The organism is Streptomyces sp. NPDC001544, assembly GCF_042894285.1.
Classification (GTDB): Bacteria; Actinomycetota; Actinomycetes; order Streptomycetales; family Streptomycetaceae; genus Streptomyces.
Genome location: NZ_JBIAVN010000007.1, coordinates 278,124 through 300,279 on the forward strand (window position 1 = coordinate 278,124; position 22,156 = coordinate 300,279).

Consider the following 22,156-nt stretch of genomic DNA (forward strand, 5'->3'; position numbering starts at 1 on the left):
GGTTCGAGGCTCCCCGGTGCCGACGCGGACGGCCGTGCGTTCGGAGTGCATCAACCGCAGCCGGAAAAAGACGTCCTGATCGTGGCGTCCCAGAGCATCCCCTCCTCCCGGGGTTCTGCGCACGACCGGTCGCGGCTCCGATTGAGCGCCTGTCGGACATCGCGGCAGGCATTCGGGTGCGGGGGACTCGGGAGGGGGACCCGGAGGTGGGCCGCGTTCAGCAGCGCATCCATGGGGCCGGCTCGACTCAGGCTCCTCCGGTTCAGCCAACGAGCCGGGGGAGCCGCTGACGTGACCGCAGTGACGGCGCCCCGCGATGGCGCCCATGGCCCCGCCGTTGGTGTGGCGGGTGGCGACGGGGAGTTCCACGCACGATCTGTGCCATCGTGACCCGGGAGGTGCCCTCGTCCCGCGGGAGCGCTGCCCGCTGTTGTGGGCGCTGGCCGAGAGGCGTGCGGCACGCGGGGACGACGACAGGTGCCTGCGTGGTGACGGACGGCTGGTCCCGACGTGACGTGCTCGGTCAGACTCTGGAGGTGGACGAGGCCCTCGCCCGGTTCAGCCGCAGCCTTGCTCCCCGCCTCACCGACCGGGCCGCGGTGGACCTGCGGGTCGGCACCCGTCCGGCTGGGGCGACAAGTTGCCCTGGCCGCTTTCAGGGCCCTGTCCGCAGTTTCGTGAATCCCCAGGTCAGCGGGGGAACGACGGGCACAGCGCCCACGGCGTGGTGAGGTTCTGTTCGGCAAAAAGGCGTTCCGGAGCAGCCGCCCTGGCGCCCGCGTACGGCCACCTGGTCGTGTCGGTGCCCGCCAGGCGCAACAAGTCGAAGGCGACGAAGTGGGCGGGCCACTGCTCGGCGAGCCGGGCAGTGCCGGCACCGCGCCGCTGGAGGCGACCCCGGAGCCGCTCGAAGGCGAGCCTGCTGGACTTCCCGTACGACCAGCTCGCCGTCCAGGGCCGTCGCGTCGGCAGCTGGACCGTGCCCGGAACGAACCTCGGGGAAGGACGGTGCGAGGTTCCTGCCCCTGCGATAGCGCAACACCAAACGCCCGGCATCCAGAGAGAGCAGCGCTCTCCAGCGATCGTTCTCCAGACTCTGGCGTGTCTCCTAAGACATGGGCCCGTCGAGCCGCTTTTGTACAGAACAGCCGTGGCGGCCCCGTCCGCGGGCGAACGCCGGAGCGTGACTGTTCACGGATTGACGCTCACTGCGGTTATTACCAAGCTGGTGGGGGGTTGCGGAAGGGATTGCGGTCGTGAGCGGTGGACAAAGTGGGCTCACCCGATTGCTGACAGCAGCGGAGACAGCGGCGCCGGCGGACGCCGTCGACGTGATCGCGGAGGACCTGCGGCGGCGTTTCGAGGCCACTAAGGTCTCTTTCCTCATCGTGGACCTGACAGGGAAGGCGGTGGCTCGGCTGTCCACCGCTCCCACTCAAGGTGGGCGGCAGGCCGAGCGGGTTCCCCTGTTCGGCAGTGTCTACGAGGAGGTGATCCGTACCCAGCGCCTGTATCAGGACGCGACCGGCGAGGGGCAGCGGGTGATCGTGCCCGTCACCAACCGCGGGGATGCGATCGGGCTGCTGGAACTGCTCCTGCCGACCGGCCCTGGCGAGGACGTGCTCGACGCAGTCGGGGAAGCCGCCCACATCCTGGCCTACATCGTGATCGCCAACGGCCGCTTCACCGATCTCTACACCTGGGGCAAACGCTCCAAGCCGGCCACCCTGGCAGCTGAAATCCAGTACCAGCTGCTGCCCCTGTCGCTGTCGTGCGAGGCCGCACAGTTCACCCTGTGCGGGAACCTGGAGCCCTCCGAGGACCTCAGCGGCGACACCTTCGACTACACCGTGGACCGCGACACCTTGCACGTGTCGGTGACCGATCCCATGGGCCACGACATGGATTCCGCCCTGGCCGCCACGGTCCTGGTGGGCGCCCTGCGCGGTGCCCGCCGGGCGGGCACCGGCCTGGGCGAACAGGCCCACCGGGCAGACCAGGCACTGATCGAACACGGCCACGGTCATGCCACCGGGCAGCTCCTGCGCATCAATCTCCATACCGGGCGGGCCCGGTTCGTCAACGCCGGTCATCCCTGGCCGCTGCGCATGCGCGACGGGGCTGTGGAGGCGATCACCTGCGAGGTGGACCATCCCTTCGGGCTGTCTGAGCTGACTCCCCACCCGTACCGTGTGCAGGACCTCGACCTGCGGCCCGGTGACCGTCTGCTCATGTTCACCGACGGCATGCTCGAACGTCACGGAGAGAAGGTCGATCTGCCCGCCCTGCTGGGGTGCACCCGGAATCTGCACCCGAGGGAGACCGCGCTGGCGCTGACGTCCGCGGTCCGGGACGCCGCCGACGGCCGGCTCGAAGACGATGCCACCGCCGTCTGCCTGGACTGGCACGGCCCCCAGGAGACCCAGCGGCACGTCAGCAGCGGCGCAGACACCCGGCAAGCCTCAGCCGCACGCACGAAGGACCAGTCGTGACCTGGGTGAACGGTGCCAACGCGAATGAGACATCACGAGGTGTCTGGAGAACCGTCCCACTTCTCCTCGGCGGCCCACCCATCGGGCGGCGCCGGGTCGGTGGCGGGGGCCGCGAGCATCGGGTCCGGCAGCGCCCACATGCGCCATGCCTTCCACGCGGGCGCCCCTTCGTGCGGTGCTGCTGTTCCCCGTTACTCGAGTAGACCGAGTTCCCAAGCACTCGCCGGTGCCTTTGCCGAGTTGCTAGGCAGCCTCTTTGGCAGCCCGCGCCATGACTTGCGGACAACCGTGCACCAGAATGAGGGCTCGAAGCCGTTCGTGCGATGGCCGATGGAGGGCGACCGTAAGGCGGCCCAGACGGCTGTCTGTCATTGCCGGTCGCGAGTGGGCGGGGAGTCAGCTCATTCTCAGCCTGCTCCGGCCAGGTTGGGCATTGGTTCGGGCGAAGCCATCCGGCTGTGGTCGGTAGATGCCGATACGCCGGGATCGATGCGACGGTTGCGCGATGCCGTCCCGGACGAGGGTCTGACTCTTGAGATCTTTGACCGAAGTGTCCAGTCACAGGCTTGTCGACCGTCGTTGCGGGCTGGCTTCTGCTGTCACCGAGCCACAGGGCGTGTCCCAATAGGGGCCTTGCCGAGTTCCAGGCGCCATCACGGTTCAGACCGCCCGAGCGGGCCGGTGCCATCCACTCAGCGTGTCACCCTGCGGGAGGCGAACCACCATGACGACCAGACAGCGCAGCACCTCCTCCAGTACGGATCCTCCCGTGCGGAGAGAAATCGTGCTCGGCGTGGACACGCACGGTGAGGTGCATGTCGCCGCCGTGGTGTCCCCGCTGGGGAAGGTCCTTGGCACCGAGTCCTTTCCGGCGACGGTGGCCGGCTACCGTCGGCTGCTCGTGTGGGCCCGCAGGCGGGGGACGGTGCGCCGGGCCGGTGTGGAGGGCACCGGTACCTTCGGCGCGGGCCTGTCCCGCTACCTGCTGGCCCAGCATGTCAAGGTGTTCGAAGTGAATCGGCCTGACCGCACAGCCCGCCGTCTGCTCGGCAAGTCGGACCCGCTCGATGCGCAGGCCGCAGCGCGAGCCGTGCTCAGCGGTCGCACCCGGGCCCAGGCCAAGTCCGGCGACGGACCCGTGCAAGGCGCCCGGATCTACAAACTCGCCAAGGACTCCGCGGTCAAGGCCCGCACACAGGCGATCAACCAGCTCAAGGCCGTCCTGGTGATCGCCGACCCCGCCCTGCGGGAACGGTTGTCGAGCTTGGGCAATGCCGAGCTGTTCCGCACCTGCGCGACCCTCAGCCCACCCGATGGTGGGGGAGACGAGGACGCGGTGGTCCAGGCCACCCACATGACATTACGCATGCTCGCCGAACGCATCGAACAGCTCACCGGGCAGATCAACGAGCTGAACCAACGCCTGACCCGACTCGTCGAACGCCACGCGCCGCAACTGCTCGTACCGGTGGGCATCGGCCCGGACAGCGCCGTCACTCTCCTGATCACTATGGGAGACAACCCCGAGCGGCTGAACACCGAGGCGTCCTTTGCTGCCCTTTGCGGAGTCAGTCCCATCGAGTACTCCTCTGGTCGGCGGCGCACGCGCCGGCTCAACCACGGCGGCGACCGCCAGGCCAACGCGGCCCTGCACCGTATCGTCTTCACCCGCCTGCGCCACGACCCACGCACCCGGGCGTACTACGAACGCCGCACCCAGGAGGGCAAGACCCGACGCGAGATCATCCGATGCCTCAAGCGATATGCCGCCCGAGAGGTCTTCAACCTGGTCAGACCGGTATCCGGCGTCCCCTCGTTATAGGGGCGTCCGTGAGACGTGAGAGGGTCTGGGGCGTGAGTGAGACACCCCCGAACACCCTGCAATACCGCTTTGACGGGCCAGAAGACGCTCCGGTCCTGATCTTGGGTCCCTCACTGGGTACCACATGGCACATGTGGGACCGCCAGGTCCCCGAGCTGACCCGGCAGTGGCGGGTCTTCCGGTACGACCTGCCCGGACACGGGGGCGCGCCGGCGCAGCCGGCCGGTTCGGTCTCCGAGCTGACCGCGCGGCTGCTGGCCACGCTGGACGGGCTCGGCGTGCACCGCTTCGGCTACGCGGGCTGTGCGCTCGGCGGCGCGGTCGGTATCGAGCTGGCGCTGCGCCACCCGGAGCGGCTGGCCTCGCTGGCGCTGGTCGCCGCCTCGCCGCGGTTCGGCACGGCCGACGAGTTCCGCCAGCGTGGAGTGATCGTACGGACCAACGGGCTCGACCCCATCGCCCGTACCTCGCCCGACCGCTGGTTCACCGGCGGGTTCGCCGCCGCCCAGCCCGCGATCACCGAGTGGGCCGTGCAGATGGTGCGCACCACCGACCCCGGTTGCTACGTCGCCGCCTGCGAGGCGCTCGCCGGGTTCGACGTGCGGCCGGAACTGGGCCGCGTCGGGGTGCCGACCCTGGTCCTGGTCGGTTCCGACGACCAGGTCACCGGACCGGCCGAGGCCCGCACCCTGGTCGCCGGCATCCCCGACGCCCGGCTCGCGGTCGTCCCGGGCGCCTCCCACCTGGTCCCCGTGGAGCAGCCCGCGGCCGTCACCGACCTGCTGGTCAGACACTTCTCGACCGCCTGGCAGCCCGTCCACGAGCCCGCCACCGGTCAGACGGCCGTCCCGGCGGCCCCCCTCCAGCCGGTCCCGGCCATGCCGGTGCAGCCCGCGCCCGTCGCCGAGGCCGTCCCGGCCGCCGTACCCGAGCAGCTCCCCGGACGTGCCGATCCCTACGACGCGGGTCTGAAGGTCCGCCGGGAGGTGCTCGGCGACGCGCACGTGGACCGCGCGCTCGCCCAGGCCGACGAGTTCTCCGGGGACTTCCAGGAGCTCGTCACCCGGTACGCGTGGGGGGAGGTCTGGGACCGTCCCGGTCTCGACCGCCGCACCCGGAGCTGCGTCACGCTCACCGCGCTGGTCGCCGGCGGCCACCTGGAGGAGCTCGCCTCCCACACCAGGGCCGCCCTGCGCAACGGTCTGACCCCGGGCGAGATCAAGGAGGTGCTGCTGCAGGCGGCCGTCTACTGCGGCGTACCGGCGGCGGCCGGCGCCTTCCGGGTGGCTCAGCAGGCCATCCGGGAGGAGACCACACCCGAGGGGTGACGCGCCCGCGCGGCACCGCGGCAGGCAGGATGGAAGTCATGAAGCTCACGAAGATGTCCCACGCCTGCGTCCGGCTCGAGAAGGACGGGCGGACGCTCGTCATCGATCCGGGCGGCTTCAGCGAGCAGGATGCCGCCGCCGGCGCCGACGCCGTCCTGGTCACGCACGAGCACCCGGACCACTTCGACGAGGGCCGGCTGCGGACCGCGCTGGAGGCCGACCCGGCCGTCGAGATCTGGACCCTGAAGTCGGTCGCCGACCAGCTCTCCGCGGCCTTCCCGGGCCGGGTGCACACCGTCGGCCACGGCGACACGTTCACCGCCGCCGGCTTCGACGTGCAGGTCCACGGCGAACTGCACGCGGTGATCCACCCGGACATCCCGCGCATCACCAACGTCGGCTATGCCGTCGACGGCGGCAAGGTCTTCCACCCCGGCGACGCCCTCACCGTCCCCGGCCTGCCGATCGAGACGCTGATGCTGCCGGTCATGGCCCCGTGGAACAAGATCTCCGAGGTCATCGACTACGTCCGCGAGGTGCGCCCGCGGCGGGCGTACGACATCCACGACAGCCTGCTCACCGATCTCGCCCGCCCGATCTACGACCGCCAGATCGGCACCCTCGGCGGCTCCGACCACCTGCGGCTGGCCCCGGGGGAGTCGGCGGAGCTCTGAGCCTCGCACCGGGCGGGACGCGTTGTCGGACCCGCCCGGTAGGTTGTGAGACATGCGCATCGCGACCTGGAACGTGAACTCGATCACCGCCCGCCTCCCGAGGCTGCTGGCCTGGCTGGAGAGCAGCGGCACCGACGTGCTCTGCCTGCAGGAGGCCAAGATCGCCGAGGAACAGTTCCCGTTCGACCAGCTGCGCGAGCTGGGCTACGAGGCGGCGGTGCACGCCACGGGCCGGTGGAACGGCGTGGCGGTGCTCTCCCGCGTCGGCCTGGAGGACGTCGTCAAGGGCCTGCCCGGCGACCCCGGCTACGACGGCGCGGTGGAGCCCCGGGCGATCTCCGCCACCTGCGGGCCGGTCCGGGTCTGGTCGGTGTACGTGCCCAACGGCCGCGAGGTGGACCACCCGCACTACGCCTACAAGCTCCGGTGGTTCGAGGCCCTGAAGGCCGCCGTCGCCGACGACGCGGGCGGCAGCCGCCCGTTCGCGGTGCTGGGCGACTACAACGTGGCGCCGACCGACGACGACGTCTTCGACGTGTCCGCCTTCGAGGGCAGCACCCACGTCACCGCCGCGGAGCGCGCCGCGCTGGCCTCGCTGCGGGAGGCGGGCCTGTCCGACGTCGTCCCGCGGCCGCTGAAGTACGACCACCCCTTCACGTACTGGGACTACCGCCAGCTCTGCTTCCCCAAGAACCGCGGCATGCGCATCGACCTGGTGTACGGCAACGCGCCGTTCGCCGGGGCCGTGAAGGACGCCTACGTGGACCGTGAGGAACGCAAGGGCAAGGGCGCCTCCGATCATGCCCCGGTCGTGGTCGACCTGGACGTGTAGCCGGGCGTGGGGACACGCCACCCACGTCCACCCTGTGGTGCGTACGGCGGTGCGAGTGCCAGGCTGGACGTATGAACATCCCTTTCCTGGGCCACCGGCACTCCAAGACCGGGGAGGCGGTGCTCCCCGCCGACCCCGAGGGCGTCGCCGACCTCCTCTCCGAGTGTGAGCTGCTGCGCTCCCAGGCGAGGGCGGTCGGAGTCCGACTGGACGACACCCCCGCCTCGTTGGAGGCGCTCGACCAGGTGCTGCCGCGCTGGCGCGACGACGAGGAGATCCTGCCCTGGCTGGGCAACGACGCGGGTTTCTACCTGGGCACAGTGATCGTCCGCACCGTGCCCGGCGCCGTCTGGGACATCCGGCCGGGCGGCCCCGTCGTGCGATTGCCGTCCGGCCGCGAGTTCGACGTCGTCGACTCCGGCCACGAATGGGCCGCCAGCGGAGTTCCCGAGCTGTCACAGCTCTACGCCGAGGTGGCCGAGGCCTAGAGATGCCGCACTTGTCGGTGCCGTGATTTCCCCCTGCTTTCCTGCGGATCGGGTTCACGTTCTGCTCACCCGAATGGCAGCCGTACCGTGCCGTATCCAGCCGCACGGCTTAGACCAGAAGCATGAAGCCCTCACCGCACATACGCCTCGCCGTGAGCCTCGGGCTCCTGGCAGGCACATTCGGGTGCGCCCCCGCCATATCCGGTTCCGCGGGAGGCATCGCGACACCTGCCGTGCTTTCCGCCAAGGAACTGACGACAGAGCTGAATCACCTGCAGTTGCCGCGGGGAAAAGACGGCACCACCGCTGCCGAGGACCGGGACCGGCCGACCACTGAGGAGGTCGCCGCCTATCTGCGCAACGTGATCAGCGACCTGGACGCGACGTGGGGAGACTTCTTCAAGCGGCTCGGTCTGCCCCACCGGAAGCTGACCTCTGTGCTGGTCACACCGCAGCAGGGGCGTGCCGTGTCGCAGTGCCAGGAGCCGGCGCGAGTGATCGTCATCCGGTACGACACCCCCAACGCCGTCTTCTGCGGCGCCGACCAACGGTCCCCCGCCGGCGCGGGCACCATCTATTTGCCCGTCACCACGCTGCAAAAGGTGTGGGAGGGCGACATCTTCGGGAAGCGGATCCCTTCCCGAGAGGCGGGCGACCATTCCGCGGCCATCATCGTCGCGCACGAGTACGCGCACTATGTGACGGACGAACTGCGTTGGCAGTTCCAGCAGCGCTGGGTCACTTACCCGAATCCCACAGGGAAGTGGAACGAGTTGCTCGCGGACTGTATGGCGGGCGTCTGGGCGGCTCATACCCACATCACGCCCCATGACGTGAACGAGTCGGTCATCGCGCTGAGGTCGATCGGCGATTACGACTACAACTCTCCCGACCACCATGGCACGCCCGAAGAACGCATGAACGCGGTACTCGTGGGGTTCAACGGCATTCCCGGCCGGTACGCGCCCCGCACTCCCGCCGCGTGCGTGGCGAAGTACTGGAAGACCACCGCCTGACCCGCACGCCTTCGTCGCCGGCGCCCTGCTGGGAGTCCTGTCGCACCGCCGAACCGGGCTTGTCACGCGACGACGACCACCGGCCGGGCGCCCGCCCGGCGGTCGTCGCATAGGATGTTCCCTTCATGGGGTGGCAGTTCACCGAGCCAGACCCGGCCGGCGGCAGCCGGCGATCACTGCTCGCGCAGCGGTACGGACACGTAGGACGGGTCTTCCGCGGGTGAGGAGAAGGTCAGCTGCGCGCCGGACGGGTTGTGCTCGATGTAGAGCGGGTCCACCGTGTCGACGACCAGGGCGAGGCGGTGCCCGGCCGGAACGTCGTAGGCCGTGGAGAACAGGTCCAGGTCGACGTCGAACGACTGGCCGGGCGTCCGTCCGTGCCAGGTGTACGGCGCGTGGGTGACCAGCTTGCCGAGGCCGAGCGGCCCCACGTCGTACAAGTAGGCGACGAGGGTGCCGCTCTCCTTGGTCGGGGTGAGCGTGGTGTGCAGCTGCGCGGTTCCGCGCACCTGCTGCGCGTCGGCGTACTTCTCGGACTGCCAGACCGCGGCCCAGCGGCGGGGCAGCAGCGGCAGGGACGCGACGGGCGGCAGCTTGGCCACCTGGTCGAGGATGCCGGTGAGGAAGACGACCCCGCCGTCCGCGCCCGAGTCGACGTTCGCGTGGATGGTGGTGGAGCCCGCGAGGGCGATCTTCCGGCGGGTGGCGGTGACCGACTTCCAGTCCGGGTAGCCCTCATAGCCGCCCGCCGTACGGGACTTCAGCTGGACCGGCTGCTCGCGGTCGATGCCGTTGTCCGCGCCCTTGAGGTAGTGGTCGAACCAGCGCCCGGTGTCGGTCCACACGTCGTTGGGCAGCCCGAACAGGCCCGTCAGTTCGGCGGTGGCATGGTCGCCGGGGCGCAGTTCCAGCCGCTTGGGGCCGGTCAGCCCCTGGTAGAAGTCGGCGTACTGGTTCGCCGGGAAGATGCTGTCGCCCCAGGCGCCCGCCAGCATCACGGCCGCGCCGTTCTTGTTCAGATCGTCGATGTAGGTGTCGGCGGAACGTTTCTTTCCCCAGGCCACGAGCTCGGGCTCCTGCGCCAGGTTCGAGGCGTAGAAGTCGTCGAAGACCTGACGGACTTCGGGGCCCTCCCGGCCGGTGACGGTGGCCGCGCCGTCCAGCAGGGCGGCGGCCTGCACGTGCTGGGTGCGGCCGGAGTAGATGGAGCCGATCAGGTCCGCCCAGCCGCTCAGCGCGGCGACGGCCTTGATCCGCCTGTCGTGCGCGGCGGCCAGGAGGCTGATGCCGGCGCCGTAGGAGACCCCCGCCATCCCCACGTGCTCCGGGTCGGCGGGGGTGTTGGCGAGCGCCCAGTCGATCACCTTGGAGGCGTCGGCCGTGTCGGGCGGCCCCGCCACTTCTATCTCGCCGCCGGACTGCCAGAACCCGCGCACGTTGTACGTGAGGACGACGTACCCGGAGTCGGCGAGCTTCTGGGCCTGGGCGAGGTACTCGGCCTGCGGCAGGCCCCAGCTCGTGGGCAGCACGATCAGCGGGTAGCTGCGGGAGCCGTCGGCGTCCGCGGGCGTCACGACGTTCGCCTTGAGCGGCGTGCCGCCCTCACCGGCGATGTCGACGAAGCGCACACCGCTGTGCGCCGCCTGCGCGGCCGGGGCGAGCCCGAGGGCGCCACCGGCGATCAGCGTGGCGGAGACGGCGCCCACGGCGGTCGTACGCAGGGCCTGACGACGGTTTCCCACGGGCCACTCCTCACTCGTGTCAGTGCAAAGTGACCAGACGGTAACCGGGGTTCCTTACCGAAGGTAACCCGCCGGTAAGTTACGTACGGGTAAAGATTGTTGCGGTGTGAAGATATTCAGGGTGCCCGGTGGGAGTTGCGTGGCGCCGCGGCCTCGGGCAGGGGCGCCTGCGCGGTCCGCGTCACGTCCGCGACGAGCTCGACGACGTCCGGCCCGTAGGCCTCGGAGTTGAGGACCTTCAGCAGGAGCACGAAGGAGCCGGCGCCGTTCCGGCGCGACAGCCGCTCGTGGTTGCGCGCGAGGTAGCGGGCGGCGGCCTGGTTGGTGATCGCGGTCTGACCGCAGAGGAGGAAGACGGGACGGGTGTTCTGGTTCCGGCCCGCGGTGAGCCGGGCGAGGAGCACGTACTCCTCCCTGCCGACGTCCAGCCGGTACCGCTCGGAACCGATCTGGAACGCCCCGCGGTCCGGGCCCGGTTCGGCGTCGACGTTCACCCGTACACCGGGGAGCAGCGAGGCGAGGTGGGCCGTCATGCGGCGGTTGGAGGCCGGGCCGCCCACGCAGAACTCGGTGCGCTCGCCGAACCCCTGGCGCGCCGTGTCGTGCGGGAGGATCTGGGCGTGGGCGTTGCAGTCCTTGATCAGGGCGGCGAGTTCCAGGAGTGCGAACACGTCGTAGCGCATGACCGACAACTCCGGGCCGCCCGCACCCCGGTTGACCACCAGGAGCGACTCGGAGTTGTCCGGCAGGCCGAAGAACTCCTGCTTGCGGCGGAGCTTGCGCCTCCACAGGTACGTTCGGGCGATCCAGCCCAGCGCGGCACTGATGCCCGCGGCCACCACACCCAGGACGATGTTGCGCACGTCGTCGTTCATGGCCGCGCATGCTAGCGGCTCGGCCGTACCCGCGTTCGAGACACCGATGACGGCTTCATGACGATGCATTAGGCTGCGCGGACCGTCTCTGGCTGGAGGTGCGGATGCGTCGCCCTGTCGCGCGGAAACTGTCGGTCCTGGCGGTCTCGGCCGCCGTGGTGTCGGTGGGTGCGGCAGCCCCACCGTCCACCGTGAGCGAGGCCCCGCAGAAGGTCCCGGTGGCCGTCGGCTACGGCGGCGCGGTCGCCAGCGTCGACGCGGACGCCTCCGCGGCCGGCATCGAGGTCCTCAGGAAGGGCGGCAACGCCGTCGACGCCGCCGTCGCCACGGCCGCCGCCCTCGGGGTCACCGAGCCCTACTCCTCCGGCATCGGCGGAGGCGGCTACTTCGTCTACTACAACGCCAAATCCCGCACAGTGCATACGATCGACGGCCGTGAGACCGCCCCGCTGACCGCCGGCTCCGACCTCTTCCTGGAGAACGGCAAACCGCTGGCCTTCGCCGACGCCGTCAGCAGCGGCCTCAGCGTCGGCACGCCCGGCACGCCCGCCACCTGGCAGACGGCACTGGACAACTGGGGCAGCAGAAAGCTCGGCACGGTCCTGAAGCCCGCCGAGAGGATCGCCCGCGACGGCTTCACCGTGGACGACACCTTCCGCTCGCAGACGGCGTCCAACGAGACCCGCTTCCGCTACTTCCCGGACACGGCCAAGCTGTTCCTGCCGCACGGACAGCTCCCCGTCGTCGGCTCCACCTTCAAGAACCCGGAACTCGCCCGTACCTACGAGGAACTGGCGAAGAAGGGCGTCGGCGCGATCTACCACGGCGACCTCGGCAAGGACATCGTGTCCACGGTCGACAATCCGCCGGTCGACAAGAACTCGGGCTGGAACGCCCGCCCCGGCAAGCTGTCCGCCAAGGACCTCGCCGTCTACCGGGCCAAGCTCCAGGCGCCGACCAGGACCTCGTACCGCGGCCTGCAGGTGTACTCCATCGCCCCCTCCTCCTCGGGCGGCACCACGGTCGGCGAGGCCCTCAACATCCTGGAGCACACCGACCTCTCCAAGGCGAGCGAGGTGCAGTACCTGCACCACTTCATCGAGGCGAGCCGCATCGCCTTCGCCGACCGGGGACGCTGGGTGGGCGACCCCGCCTTCGAGGACGTGCCCACGAAGGAACTGCTCTCGCAGCGCTTCGCCGACTCACGCGCCTGCCTGATCAAGGACCACGCCGTCCTCACCAGCCCGGTCGCCCCCGGCGACCCGCGCCACCCCGCGGCCTGCGGCACCGGTGGCAAGGCGGCCCCGACGACGTACGAGGGCGAGAACACCACCCATCTGACCGTCGCCGACAAGTGGGGCGACGTCGTCTCCTACACGCTCACCATCGAGCAGACCGGCGGCAGCGCCATCACGGTGCCCGGCCGCGGGTTCCTGCTGAACAACGAGCTGACCGACTTCTCCTTCGCCCCGGCCAACCCGGCCGTGCACGACCCGAACCTGCCCGGGCCCGGCAAGCGGCCGCGGTCGTCGATCTCGCCGACCATCGTGCTGGACGGGCACAACAAGCCCGTGGTGGCGGTGGGTTCGCCCGGCGGCGCGACCATCATCACCACCGTGCTGCAGACCCTGACCGGGTTCCTCGACCGGCATCTGCCCCTGGTGGACGCCATCGCCGCACCGCGCGCCAGCCAGCGCAACGCGGCCCAGACGGAACTCGAACCCGGGCTCTACGACAGTGACCTCAGGGCGAAGCTGGAGGCCATCGGCCACAGTTTCAAACTCAACCCGGAGATCGGCGCGGCGACCGGCGTACAGCGGCTGGGCGAAGGGAAGTGGCTGGCCGCCGCCGAGAAGGTACGGCGTGGCGGCGGCTCGGCCATGGTGGTGGACCCGGCGCCGTAACCGGGGCCACGGGATCCCTACAGCTCGGGAACGGGTGGCTGTTCGGCGAGGTCCGCGACGCGGAACACCAGCCGCCCGTCCTCGACGTCCACCGTCACCCGGCTGCCCTCCTCGACTCGGCCGTCGAGCAGCAGCCGTGAGAGCTGGTTGTCGACCTCCCGCTGGATGGTGCGGCGCAGTGGCCGGGCGCCGTACTCCGGCTGGTAGCCGCGCTCGGCGAGCCAGCCCACGGCCGCGTCGGTGAAGTCCACCGCCACGCCCTGCGCGGTCAGCAGCCGGCGGGTCCGCCCCAGCAGCAGGTCGGTGATCTGGCGCAGCTGCTCGGCGGTCAGCTGGCGGAAGACGACGATCTCGTCGACGCGGTTGAGGAACTCCGGCCTGAAGTGCTCGCGCAGCGGCCTGAGGATCTGCTCCCGCCGCGCCTCCTCGTCCGCCTCCGCACCCGACGGCCCGAACCCGATCCCGGCACCGCGCCGGGTGATCGCCTCCGAACCGAGGTTGCTGGTCATCACGATGACGGTGTTGCTGAAGTCCACCGTGCGGCCCTGCGAGTCGGTCAGTCGACCGTCGTCCAACACCTGCAGCAGGATGTTGAAGACGTCCGGGTGCGCCTTCTCCACCTCGTCCAGCAGCAGCAGCGAGTACGGGTGCCTGCGCACCACCTCGGTGAGCTGGCCGGCCTCCTCGTGGCCGACGTACCCGGGCGGGGCGCCGACCAGCCGGGAGACGGTGTGCCGCTCCTGGTACTCGCTCATGTCGAGGCGGACCATCCGGTCCTCGCTGCCGAACAGCGCCTCCGCCAGCGCCCGGGCCAGCTCGGTCTTGCCGACGCCGGTCGGGCCCAGGAACATGAAGCTGCCGATCGGCCGGTCGGGGCTCGCCAGCCCGGCGCGCGAGCGCAGCACCGCCTCCGCGACCACGCCGACCGCCTCGTCCTGGCCGACCACCCGCTGGTGCAGGTGCTCCTCCAGGCCGAGCAGCCGTTCCTTCTCCTCCTGGGTGAGGCGGCTGACCGGGACGCCGGTCTGCCGGGACACCACCTCGGCGATGGCCTCGGCCGTCACCTGGAGGTCCTGGCCCTCGTCGGCCCGGTCCTCGCCGGAGGTCTCCGCGATCCGCTGCTTCAGCTCGGCGATCCGGTCACGCAACTGCGTGGCCTGCTCATATCGCTCGTCCGCGACCGCCTGGTCCTTGTCCCGGGTGAGCTGCTCCAGCTCACGCTCCAGGGCGCGTACGTCCGTGCCCTTGGTCCGGGCGCCCAGCCGCACCCGGGCGCCCGCCTGGTCGATCAGGTCGATCGCCTTGTCCGGCAGACGGCGGTCGGCGAGGTAGCGGTCGGACAGCTCCACGGCGGCCACCAGCGCCTCGTCGGTGTAACGGACCTGGTGGTGGGCCTCGTACCGGTCGCGCAGTCCGCGCAGGATCTCGATCGCGTCGGCGACCGTCGGCTCGGGCACCAGGATCGGCTGGAACCGGCGGGCGAGCGCCGCGTCCTTCTCGATCCGCCGGAACTCCTCCAGCGTGGTCGCGCCGACGATGTGCAGCTCGCCGCGGGCCAGCGCGGGCTTGAGGATGTTGGCCGCGTCCATCTGCCCGCCCTCACCGCCGCCGCCGGCGCCGACGACGGTGTGCAGCTCGTCGATGAAGACGATCAGCTGGTCGGAGTGGGCGCGGATCTCGCCGACGATGTTGTTCAGCCGCTCCTCGAAGTCGCCTCGGTAACGGGTGCCCGCGACCACCCCGGTCAGGTCCAGGGCGACCAGCCGACGCCCGCTCAGCACGTCGGGGACCTCCCCGTCGGCGATGCGCTGGGCCAGCCCCTCCACGATGGCGGTCTTGCCGACACCCGCGTCACCGATCAGCACCGGGTTGTTCTTGCCGCGGCGGGAGAGCACCTCGATGGTCTGCTCGATCTCGTCCTCCCGCCCGATCACGGGGTCGATGCCCCCCTGCCGGGCCAGGTCGGTCAGATCGCGGCTGTACTTGTCCAGCGTCGGCGTCGAGGTGGGCCGCTGCCGTTCGGCGGTCCGCGTCCGGTCGCTCTCGGGCGTCTCCGGGGGCATCGCCGAGGATCCGAACCGGGCCGCGTGCAGGATGTGCCCCGCGGCCGAGTCGGGGTTGGCGGCCAGCGCGCTCAGCACGTGCTCGGGGCCGATGTATCCCGCGCCGCGGGACCGGGCCAGGTCGTGCGCGTCCAGCAGGGCGCGCTTGGCGGCCGGGGTCAGGGACATCGTCGTCGGGGGAGGCGTCTCGCCCGGCGGGTGCTGGGCCGGACCCGACCGTGCGTCGATCTCCGTCGCGAGCGAGTCCGGGTCCGCGCCGGCCCGGCTGAGCAGGCTGCGGGTGGGCTCCGCGGTGAGCGCCGCGCGCAGCAGGTGCTGCGTGTCCAGATCCCGGCTGCCGTGCTCGGCGGCGTACTGGGCCGCGCCTCGCACCAGTTCCCGCGCCGGCTGGCTCAGCAGACGGCCGATGTCGATCTGGCGTGGGCCCGGGTTCGGGCCGGCTCCGCCGAAGAAGCGGGCGAGGAATTCACCGAAGGGATCGCCCTCCGGGCCGATGAAACCGCTGGTCATCGCTTTCCGTTCCTTCGCTGACGTCTGGCTCCCGCCGGGTAACCGGATAGGGGGGCGCTCATGCCACGATGGCATGTTCTGTTTGGGGCGGCATGTTCTGGCCGACGGGGTCTCGTACCTCCTCACTTCCGCTTTCATTTCCACCGGCGCCAATTGTTATACCGGTATTAGAATGGTCGCATGGTGCGTAACCCCCTCACCCCCGAAGAGCGTGAACGCGGCGAGCGGCTCGGCCGGTTGCTCCGTGACGCGCGCGGCGCCCGGAGCATGACGGACGTCGCGGCCGAGGCGGGCATCTCGGCCGAGACCCTCCGCAAGATCGAGACGGGCCGCGCTCCGACCCCGGCGTTCTTCACGGTGGCCGCGCTGGCCCGGGTGCTCGGGCTGTCGATGGACGAGGTGGCGGACCGGTGCACGCCGGTCGTGGTGTGACGCGCGGCGCCCGGGACACCGCCGACGGGTCAAGATCCCGTTAAGTGCGCCTTCGGAACACCCGTGGAAAACCGCCCGTAGCCTGCCCGTAACACGCCTGGTGTTGCCTACCGACCCGAGTGCTCCGGTCTGGTGGGAGTTGGGCGATGGCTGTGGATCAACTCCCCGAGCGGGTGCGGGAGTTCATGAACTACCTGGACGATCTGCTGGCACGCCTGGACCAGGGCGGCGGCTGGTGCGGGGTGTTCTGGCAGCGTGACCCCGACGGTATGCGGGCCTGTCTCGCCGGGCGTGAGGTGCCGCCGTGGGACGTCGTGGAGGCACTTCTGCACGATCTCGCGGGGGCGTACGGCACCGCGGCGGCGGACGCGGAGCGCGAACGGGCCCGGGTTCTGCACGTGGCCGCCCTCGCCGCCCACGACGCCCGGCCGGGAGCCCGGGACGAACTGGGCGACCGGCTCGACGTGATGCTGCGCGAGCAGCGGTACGCCGCCGAACGGCAGGCCGAACTGGGCCGACTGCTGGCCGCGGCCGCCGTCCCGGAGGAGGCCGACGCGCTCCGCCTCGACCTCGCCTGGGCCCGCGACGACCATGAACGCGCCACCGCGCGGTGCGCGGAACTGCGCGCCCGGATGGCGGACCTGGACCGGATGGCGGACCTGGACCGGCGGGCGGTACGGGTGGCCCCGGCCGGGCCGGCAGGCCATCGAGTGCCGCCGGCGTGGGCGGCATCGGGCGGCCTCCCGCCGGGCGGCTCCGGCGATCCTTCGACGGGCGCCCCGACGGACCGGTATCCGGCACACGGCACGGTCGGCGGCCTCGACGACCGCGCTCCGGGCCGCCGCCCCTCGGACGGCCTTCCGCAGCACACCACGACGGAGGGCTTCCTCCGCGAGTACCGCATCCGCCACCGGACGCCCCGCTCCCAGGCCGACCCGTCCCACGCCCACCACGCCCCGGACCCGGACCCGGACCCGGCCAGGGGCGCTGCGGGAGCGGGAGCGGGTGCCCCCCGCCCTTCGCACGACCCGGCAGGCGACCTCCAGCAGGCCAACGCCCCCGACACCGCCTTCCACGCCTTCCGCCGCCCCGCCCGCGCGCCGGTACCCGACCAGGATCACCCCGCTCCGTCCGGGCCCGCCCGCGCACCCGAACCGGAACCGGCCCCCGCCCCCGAGCCCGCCCCTGCCCGACAGCGCAAGCGCCGCCGAGGCGGTGCGCGGTTCGCCGGGATGGCCGAGGCCGAGGTCGCGCCGGTCGTCGTACCGCAGGCGCCGGTGCCGCCACTCGCCGCCGACCCGGTTCCCGCGCCCCGGCGTACCCCGCGCGGCGCCCGGTTCGCCGGAGCGGCCGCGGAGGAGGTGCGGCGGCCGCAGCCGCGGAGCGGGGCCGGCCCCGACCCGCAGGCCGAGCAGGCCGTCGGCGGGGCCGTGGAGAGCCTCGTACGGCTCCGGGCCGAGGGCCGCAGCGGCGAGGCGCACGCCCTGCTGGCCGAGGCCGCGTACTGGCCCGCCGCCCGCTTCCCGCTGCTCGCGGCGGAACTCGAGCGCGCCGGGCTCGGCGCGGACTGGGCGACCCTGCTGTGGGAGGCCGCCTCGCTGCCCGCCGACCGGCTGGTGGCCGCGGCCGACGCGCTGGCGGCGGCGGGCCGCTCCGCCGACGGGCAGCACATCCTGCGGCAGGGTGTCGCCCGGCCCGCCGCCGAGATCGGCGAGGCGCTGCTGGCGCTGGACGCCGAGGGCCGCGAGCGCGAGGTGCGCGTCCTGCTGGACGCCTACGTCCGGGTCCGCACCCCCGAGGAGGCCGCCCGCGGCGTCGCGGTCGACCCGCGGCGTCTGGTGCCGCTGCTGCTCCAGGCCGCGCGGGACGTCTCGCAGGAGCGGCACTGGGACGTGCTGCACGCCGTCCGGGTCGCCGGATTCGCCGCCTGAGTGCCATGGCGCCCGCCGCCCGCAGATCGTCCACTGGAGTGTGAAACACGATCGACCCAGCGGGTTGACGACGATGGTCTTGGCAAGGCCGTCGGGGAGGCTTACGTTCGTCCCTCTACGGCCCCGCCTCTACGGGCGTAGAGGGATGAACGTCCCGTCCAAGGAGCAGCTCATGACGAACGTCGTCCGCGCCGCACTGGTCCAGGCCACCTGGACCGGTGACACCGCGTCCATGGTGGCCAAACACGAGGAGCACGCCCGCGAGGCCGCCCGGCAGGGCACCAAGGTCATCGGGTTCCAGGAAGTGTTCAACGCACCCTACTTCTGCCAGGTCCAGGAGCCGGAGCACTACCGCTGGGCCGAGCCGGTGCCCGACGGGCCGACGGTCGGCCGGATGCGGGAGCTGGCCCGCGAGACCGGCATGGTGATCGTCGTCCCGGTGTTCGAGATCGAGCAGTCGGGCTTCTACTACAACACCGCGGCGGTGATCGACGCCGACGGCAGCTACCTCGGCAAGTACCGCAAACACCACATCCCGCAGGTCAAGGGCTTCTGGGAGAAGTACTACTTCAAGCCGGGCAACCTCGGCTGGCCCGTCTTCGACACCGCCGTCGGCAAGGTCGGCGTGTACATCTGCTACGACCGGCACTTCCCGGAGGGCTGGCGGCAGCTCGGTCTGAACGGCGCCCAGCTCGTGTACAACCCGTCCGCCACCCACCGCGGGCTGTCCTCCCACCTGTGGCGGCTGGAGCAGCCGGCCGCGGCCGTCGCCAACGAGTACTTCGTCGCCGCGATCAACCGGGTCGGCATGGAGGAATACGGCGACAACGACTTCTACGGCACCAGCTACTTCGTCGACCCCCGCGGACAGTTCGTGGGGGAACCCGCGAGCGACAGCAAGGAGGAACTCGTCGTCCGGGACCTCGACTTCGACCTCATCGAAGAGGTGCGGCAGACGTGGGCGTTCTACCGCGACCGCCGCCCCGACGCCTACGAAGGGCTGGTGCAGCCGTGACCAAGGACCTGCTGGGCCGCCACCGGGCCGTCCTGCCCGACTGGCTCGCCCTCTACTACGAGGAGCCGATCGAGCTCACCCACGGCGAGGGCCGGTACGTCTGGGACACCTCCGGCAAGCGCTACCTCGACTTCTTCGGCGGCATCCTGACCACCATGACCGCGCACGCGCTGCCCGAGGTGACGAAGGCGGTCAGCGAGCAGGCCGGACGGATCATCCACTCCTCGACCCTCTACCTCAACCGGCCGATGGTCGAACTCGCCGAGCGCATCGCCCAGTTGTCCGGCATCCCGGACGCCCGGGTGTTCTTCACCACCTCCGGCACCGAGGCCAACGACACGGCCCTGCTGCTCGCCACCACCTACCGGCGCAGCAACACCATCCTGGCGATGCGCAACAGCTACCACGGCCGCTCCTTCAGCGCGGTCGGCATCACCGGCAACCGCGGCTGGTCCCCGACCTCCCTGTCCCCGCTGCAGACCCTGTACGTCCACGGCGGCGTCCGCACCCGAGGCCCGTACGCCGCGCTGAGCGACGAGGAGTTCACCGCAGCCTGCGTCGAGGACCTGCGGGACCTCCTCGGGCACACCCGCCCGCCCGCCGCCCTGATCGCCGAGCCCGTCCAGGGTGTCGGCGGCTTCACCTCCCCGCCCGACGGCCTGTACGCCGCCTTCCGCGAGGTCCTGCGCGAGCAGGGCATCCTGTGGATCGCCGACGAGGTGCAGACCGGCTGGGGCCGCACCGGCGACCACTTCTGGGGCTGGCAGGCGCACGGCCGCAGCGGACCGCCGGACCTCCTCACCTTCGCCAAGGGCATCGGCAACGGCATGTCCATCGGCGGGGTCGTCGCCCGTGCCGAGATCATGAACTGCCTGGACGCCAACAGCATCGCCACCTTCGGCGGCACCCAGATCACCATGGCGGCGGGCCTGGCCAACCTGACGTACCTGCTGGAACACGACCTGCAGGGCAACGCCCGGCGGGTCGGCGGCCTGCTGATCGAGCGGCTGCGGGCCGTCGCCGCCCAGCTTCCCGGCGTACGGGAGGTACGCGGACGCGGACTGATGATCGGCGTCGAACTGGTGAAACCCGGGACCGACCGGGCCGACCCGCAGGCGGCCGCCGCGGTGCTGGAGGCGGCCCGCGCCGACGGGCTGCTCATCGGCAAGGGCGGCGGCCACAACACCAGCGCCCTGCGCATCGCACCCCCGCTGTCCCTGACCGTCGCGGAGGCCGAGGAGGGCGCCGCGATCCTCGAAAACGCTCTGCGGAGCATCTGGTAGCACCGGCTGGGCCGCGCCCGGCGGCACTCGAGCAAGGGAAAGACGGCCATGGCCACCACCACCTTCGAGACCCTGCAGAGCCTGGAACCCGCCCTGTCGGTACGGCAGGTCCTCGGCCTGGAACGGGTGCTCGCCGGGGAACCGGAGGTGGTGGCCGGCGCCGACCGGCTCGACCGGCCCGTGCGCTGGGTGCACGTCGCCGAGGCGCCCGACGTCGGCGTGATGCTCAGCGGCGGCGAGATGGTGCTCACCACCGGAGTGCTGCTCGCCGGCGACGAGGGCAAGCAGGCCGAGTACATCCAGTCGCTGCACCGCGCGGAGGCCGCGGCCGTCGTCCTCGGGCTCGGCCGGGCCTTCCCCGCCCCTCCGGAGGTGATGCGCCGGGCCGCCGAACGGTGCGGGCTGCCCCTGGTCGTGCTGCACCGCCCGTTCCCGTTCGCCGAACTGACCGAGGAGGTGCAGTCCCGGCTGGTGCGCCGGAAGTTCGCCGCCGTGAGCCTGTCGGAGGCGGTACGCACGGCCCTCACCGGGCTCATCACCGCGGGCGCCCCGCTGCAACGGCTCCTGGACGAGGTGGCCCAGCACAGCGGCTGCCCCGTCGTCGTCACCAACCTCGCCCACCGCGTCCTGGCCACGGCGGGGGAGCGGTCCGCCGTGGACGACGTACTGCGCGACTGGGAACGCATCGCCCGGCAGGCCGGCGGCGCCGCGGGCGACGGCTGGATCCGCGCCGACCTCGGCGGGCGGGGCGAGCGGTGGGGGTGGATCGTGCTGTGCGGCCACCGCGGCGACACCGCCACCGGACGGCTGCTCGCCGACCGCGCCGCGGAGGCGCTCGTCCTGCACCGCATGCTCGGCGGCGGCTCGGCCCACACCTGGGAGGAGCAGTCCGCGCAGAGCCTGCTCACCGACCTGGTCTCCGGCGTCGTACCGGCCCGCCAGCTGCTGCCCCGGGCACGCGCCGCCGGGCTGCCGGTCAACCGGCGCACGTTCGTGCCGCTCGTCGTGCGGGCCGCGGAACCCGCGGGACTCGACCGCATGCTGCGGCTGCTGGGTCTGCCGGGGATCGTCGCCGAGCTCGCCGACGACGCCACCGCCGTGCTCCTCAGCCTCCCCCGGGACCAGGACGCCGAGGCCCTCGCGGCGCACTTCGCGGCCCGGCTGCGCACCGAGTCCGGTCGGGCCCGCACGGTGGTCGCCGCCGCCGATCCGCGCACCGCCTGGGACGACGTGCCCGCGGGGCTGCGCGAGGCCCGGCACGTCGCCGACGCCGTGGCCGACTCCTCGGCCGCCCTCGACCTCCCGGCCGTGGTCCGCCTCAGGGACGTCCATCTGCGCGGCCTGGTCCGGCTGCTCCGGGACGACCCGCATGTGCAGTCGTTCGCGGAGCGGGAGCTGGACGGGCTGCTGTGCCCGTCCGACGACGACCTGCTGTCCGTACTGCGCACCTATCTGGCCACCGGGCGCAACAAGTCCCGCACCGCCCAGCTCCACCACGTCTCCCGGCCCGCGCTCTACCGCCGGCTGGAAGCGATACAGGGCCGGCTCGGTGTCGACCTCGACGACTTCGAGCAGGCCGCATCCGTGCACATCGCACTCCTCGCGCACGACGCGCAACAGGGCTGAAACCTACGACGACCTGCGAAAACGGCGGTGAAACATGGGCTCGCGCAAGAGTGACACCGTGGCACGCCGCACGCCCGCAGACGTGACACCGTGCCACTCAAAGCCGGTTTTCGGACTTCCTAC

General features: G+C 71.5%; 16 protein-coding genes. 13 read left to right on the forward strand and 3 right to left on the reverse strand.

The window, feature by feature from the left end:
- The first annotated feature begins 1,286 nt into the window (after nt 1-1,286).
- The 7 genes from ACFY0F_RS20665 to ACFY0F_RS20695 all read left to right on the forward strand — a co-directional run bounded on the left by ACFY0F_RS20665 (nt 1,287) and on the right by ACFY0F_RS20695 (nt 8,652).
- Nucleotides 1,287-2,492 (forward strand): PP2C family protein-serine/threonine phosphatase, encoded by a 1,206-nt coding sequence (locus tag ACFY0F_RS20665; RefSeq protein WP_388795926.1) that lies wholly within the window; start codon nt 1,287-1,289, stop codon nt 2,490-2,492.
- 724 nt (nt 2,493-3,216) lie between these two features.
- A complete protein-coding gene (locus ACFY0F_RS20670) occupies nt 3,217-4,314 on the forward strand; it encodes an IS110 family transposase (protein WP_388795929.1) in 1,098 nt (365 codons plus the stop codon).
- 32 nt (nt 4,315-4,346) lie between these two features.
- Nucleotides 4,347-5,642, forward strand: a complete 1,296-nt coding sequence (gene pcaC / locus ACFY0F_RS20675; protein WP_388795932.1) for a 4-carboxymuconolactone decarboxylase — start codon at nt 4,347-4,349, stop codon at nt 5,640-5,642.
- Between the two features lie 38 nt (nt 5,643-5,680).
- On the forward strand, nt 5,681-6,316 hold the full coding sequence (locus ACFY0F_RS20680; protein ID WP_388795935.1) for an MBL fold metallo-hydrolase: 636 nt from the start codon (nt 5,681-5,683) through the stop codon (nt 6,314-6,316).
- Between the two features lie 52 nt (nt 6,317-6,368).
- A complete protein-coding gene (locus ACFY0F_RS20685; protein ID WP_388795938.1) occupies nt 6,369-7,148 on the forward strand; it encodes an exodeoxyribonuclease III in 780 nt (259 codons plus the stop codon).
- Nucleotides 7,149-7,219: 71 nt separating this feature from the next.
- On the forward strand, nt 7,220-7,636 hold the full coding sequence (locus tag ACFY0F_RS20690; protein WP_388795941.1) for a DUF6278 family protein: 417 nt from the start codon (nt 7,220-7,222) through the stop codon (nt 7,634-7,636).
- Between the two features lie 122 nt (nt 7,637-7,758).
- Nucleotides 7,759-8,652 carry a neutral zinc metallopeptidase gene (locus ACFY0F_RS20695; RefSeq protein ID WP_388795944.1) on the forward strand — a complete coding sequence of 298 codons (894 nt, stop codon included), beginning with the start codon at nt 7,759-7,761 and terminating at the stop codon, nt 8,650-8,652.
- Nucleotides 8,653-8,825: 173 nt separating this feature from the next.
- On the opposite strand, the gene ACFY0F_RS20700 is transcribed toward ACFY0F_RS20695, so the two are convergent.
- Entirely contained in the window at nt 8,826-10,394 is a 1,569-nt protein-coding gene (locus ACFY0F_RS20700; protein ID WP_388795947.1) for an alpha/beta fold hydrolase, read from the reverse strand.
- A gap of 116 nt (nt 10,395-10,510) precedes the next feature.
- Entirely contained in the window at nt 10,511-11,269 is a 759-nt protein-coding gene (locus ACFY0F_RS20705; protein ID WP_388795950.1) for a hypothetical protein, read from the reverse strand.
- A gap of 104 nt (nt 11,270-11,373) precedes the next feature.
- On the opposite strand from ACFY0F_RS20705, the gene ggt reads away from it, so the two are divergent.
- A complete protein-coding gene (gene ggt / locus ACFY0F_RS20710; RefSeq protein ID WP_388795953.1) occupies nt 11,374-13,173 on the forward strand; it encodes a gamma-glutamyltransferase in 1,800 nt (599 codons plus the stop codon).
- A gap of 17 nt (nt 13,174-13,190) precedes the next feature.
- Here the strand turns inward: ggt and ACFY0F_RS20715 are convergent, their stop codons facing one another.
- The gene (locus ACFY0F_RS20715) at nt 13,191-15,746 is read right to left on the reverse strand and encodes an ATP-dependent Clp protease ATP-binding subunit (RefSeq protein WP_388795956.1); all 2,556 of its coding nucleotides are present in this window, start codon (nt 15,744-15,746) and stop codon (nt 13,191-13,193) included.
- 180 nt (nt 15,747-15,926) lie between these two features.
- Here ACFY0F_RS20715 and ACFY0F_RS20720 point away from each other — a divergent pair, with 180 nt between their 5' ends.
- From ACFY0F_RS20720 to ACFY0F_RS20740, 5 genes are all read left to right on the forward strand, one after another.
- A complete protein-coding gene (locus tag ACFY0F_RS20720; protein WP_388795959.1) occupies nt 15,927-16,178 on the forward strand; it encodes a helix-turn-helix domain-containing protein in 252 nt (83 codons plus the stop codon).
- Nucleotides 16,179-16,324: 146 nt separating this feature from the next.
- Nucleotides 16,325-18,109, forward strand: coding sequence for a hypothetical protein (locus ACFY0F_RS20725; protein ID WP_388795962.1), 1,785 nt, complete (start codon nt 16,325-16,327; stop codon nt 18,107-18,109).
- Between the two features lie 172 nt (nt 18,110-18,281).
- Nucleotides 18,282-19,124: a nitrilase-related carbon-nitrogen hydrolase gene (locus tag ACFY0F_RS20730; protein ID WP_388795965.1), complete on the forward strand. Its 843-nt coding sequence runs from the start codon at nt 18,282-18,284 to the stop codon at nt 19,122-19,124.
- The gene (locus ACFY0F_RS20735) at nt 19,121-20,407 is read left to right on the forward strand and encodes an aspartate aminotransferase family protein (RefSeq protein ID WP_388795968.1); all 1,287 of its coding nucleotides are present in this window, start codon (nt 19,121-19,123) and stop codon (nt 20,405-20,407) included. The genes ACFY0F_RS20730 and ACFY0F_RS20735 overlap by 4 nt, the downstream gene beginning before the upstream one ends.
- Before the next feature lie 48 nt (nt 20,408-20,455).
- A complete protein-coding gene (locus tag ACFY0F_RS20740) occupies nt 20,456-22,033 on the forward strand; it encodes a PucR family transcriptional regulator (RefSeq protein WP_388795971.1) in 1,578 nt (525 codons plus the stop codon).
- Nucleotides 22,034-22,156: the final 123 nt, after the last annotated feature.

Bases quoted from the DNA above. Each gene is read 5' to 3' on its own strand.
- ACFY0F_RS20670 (WP_388795929.1), top strand. From the start codon at position 3,217: ATGACGACCAGACAGCGCAGCACCTCCTCCAGTACGGATCCTCCCGTG.
- ACFY0F_RS20680 (WP_388795935.1), top strand. From the start codon at position 5,681: ATGAAGCTCACGAAGATGTCCCACGCCTGCGTCCGGCTCGAGAAGGAC.
- ACFY0F_RS20685 (WP_388795938.1), top strand. From the start codon at position 6,369: ATGCGCATCGCGACCTGGAACGTGAACTCGATCACCGCCCGCCTCCCG.
- ACFY0F_RS20690 (WP_388795941.1), top strand. From the start codon at position 7,220: ATGAACATCCCTTTCCTGGGCCACCGGCACTCCAAGACCGGGGAGGCG.
- ACFY0F_RS20695 (WP_388795944.1), top strand. From the start codon at position 7,759: ATGAAGCCCTCACCGCACATACGCCTCGCCGTGAGCCTCGGGCTCCTG.
- ACFY0F_RS20705 (WP_388795950.1), bottom strand. From the start codon at position 11,269: ATGAACGACGACGTGCGCAACATCGTCCTGGGTGTGGTGGCCGCGGGC.
- ggt (WP_388795953.1), top strand. From the start codon at position 11,374: ATGCGTCGCCCTGTCGCGCGGAAACTGTCGGTCCTGGCGGTCTCGGCC.
- ACFY0F_RS20715 (WP_388795956.1), bottom strand. From the start codon at position 15,746: ATGACCAGCGGTTTCATCGGCCCGGAGGGCGATCCCTTCGGTGAATTC.
- ACFY0F_RS20720 (WP_388795959.1), top strand. From the start codon at position 15,927: ATGGTGCGTAACCCCCTCACCCCCGAAGAGCGTGAACGCGGCGAGCGG.
- ACFY0F_RS20725 (WP_388795962.1), top strand. From the start codon at position 16,325: ATGGCTGTGGATCAACTCCCCGAGCGGGTGCGGGAGTTCATGAACTAC.
- ACFY0F_RS20730 (WP_388795965.1), top strand. From the start codon at position 18,282: ATGACGAACGTCGTCCGCGCCGCACTGGTCCAGGCCACCTGGACCGGT.
- ACFY0F_RS20740 (WP_388795971.1), top strand. From the start codon at position 20,456: ATGGCCACCACCACCTTCGAGACCCTGCAGAGCCTGGAACCCGCCCTG.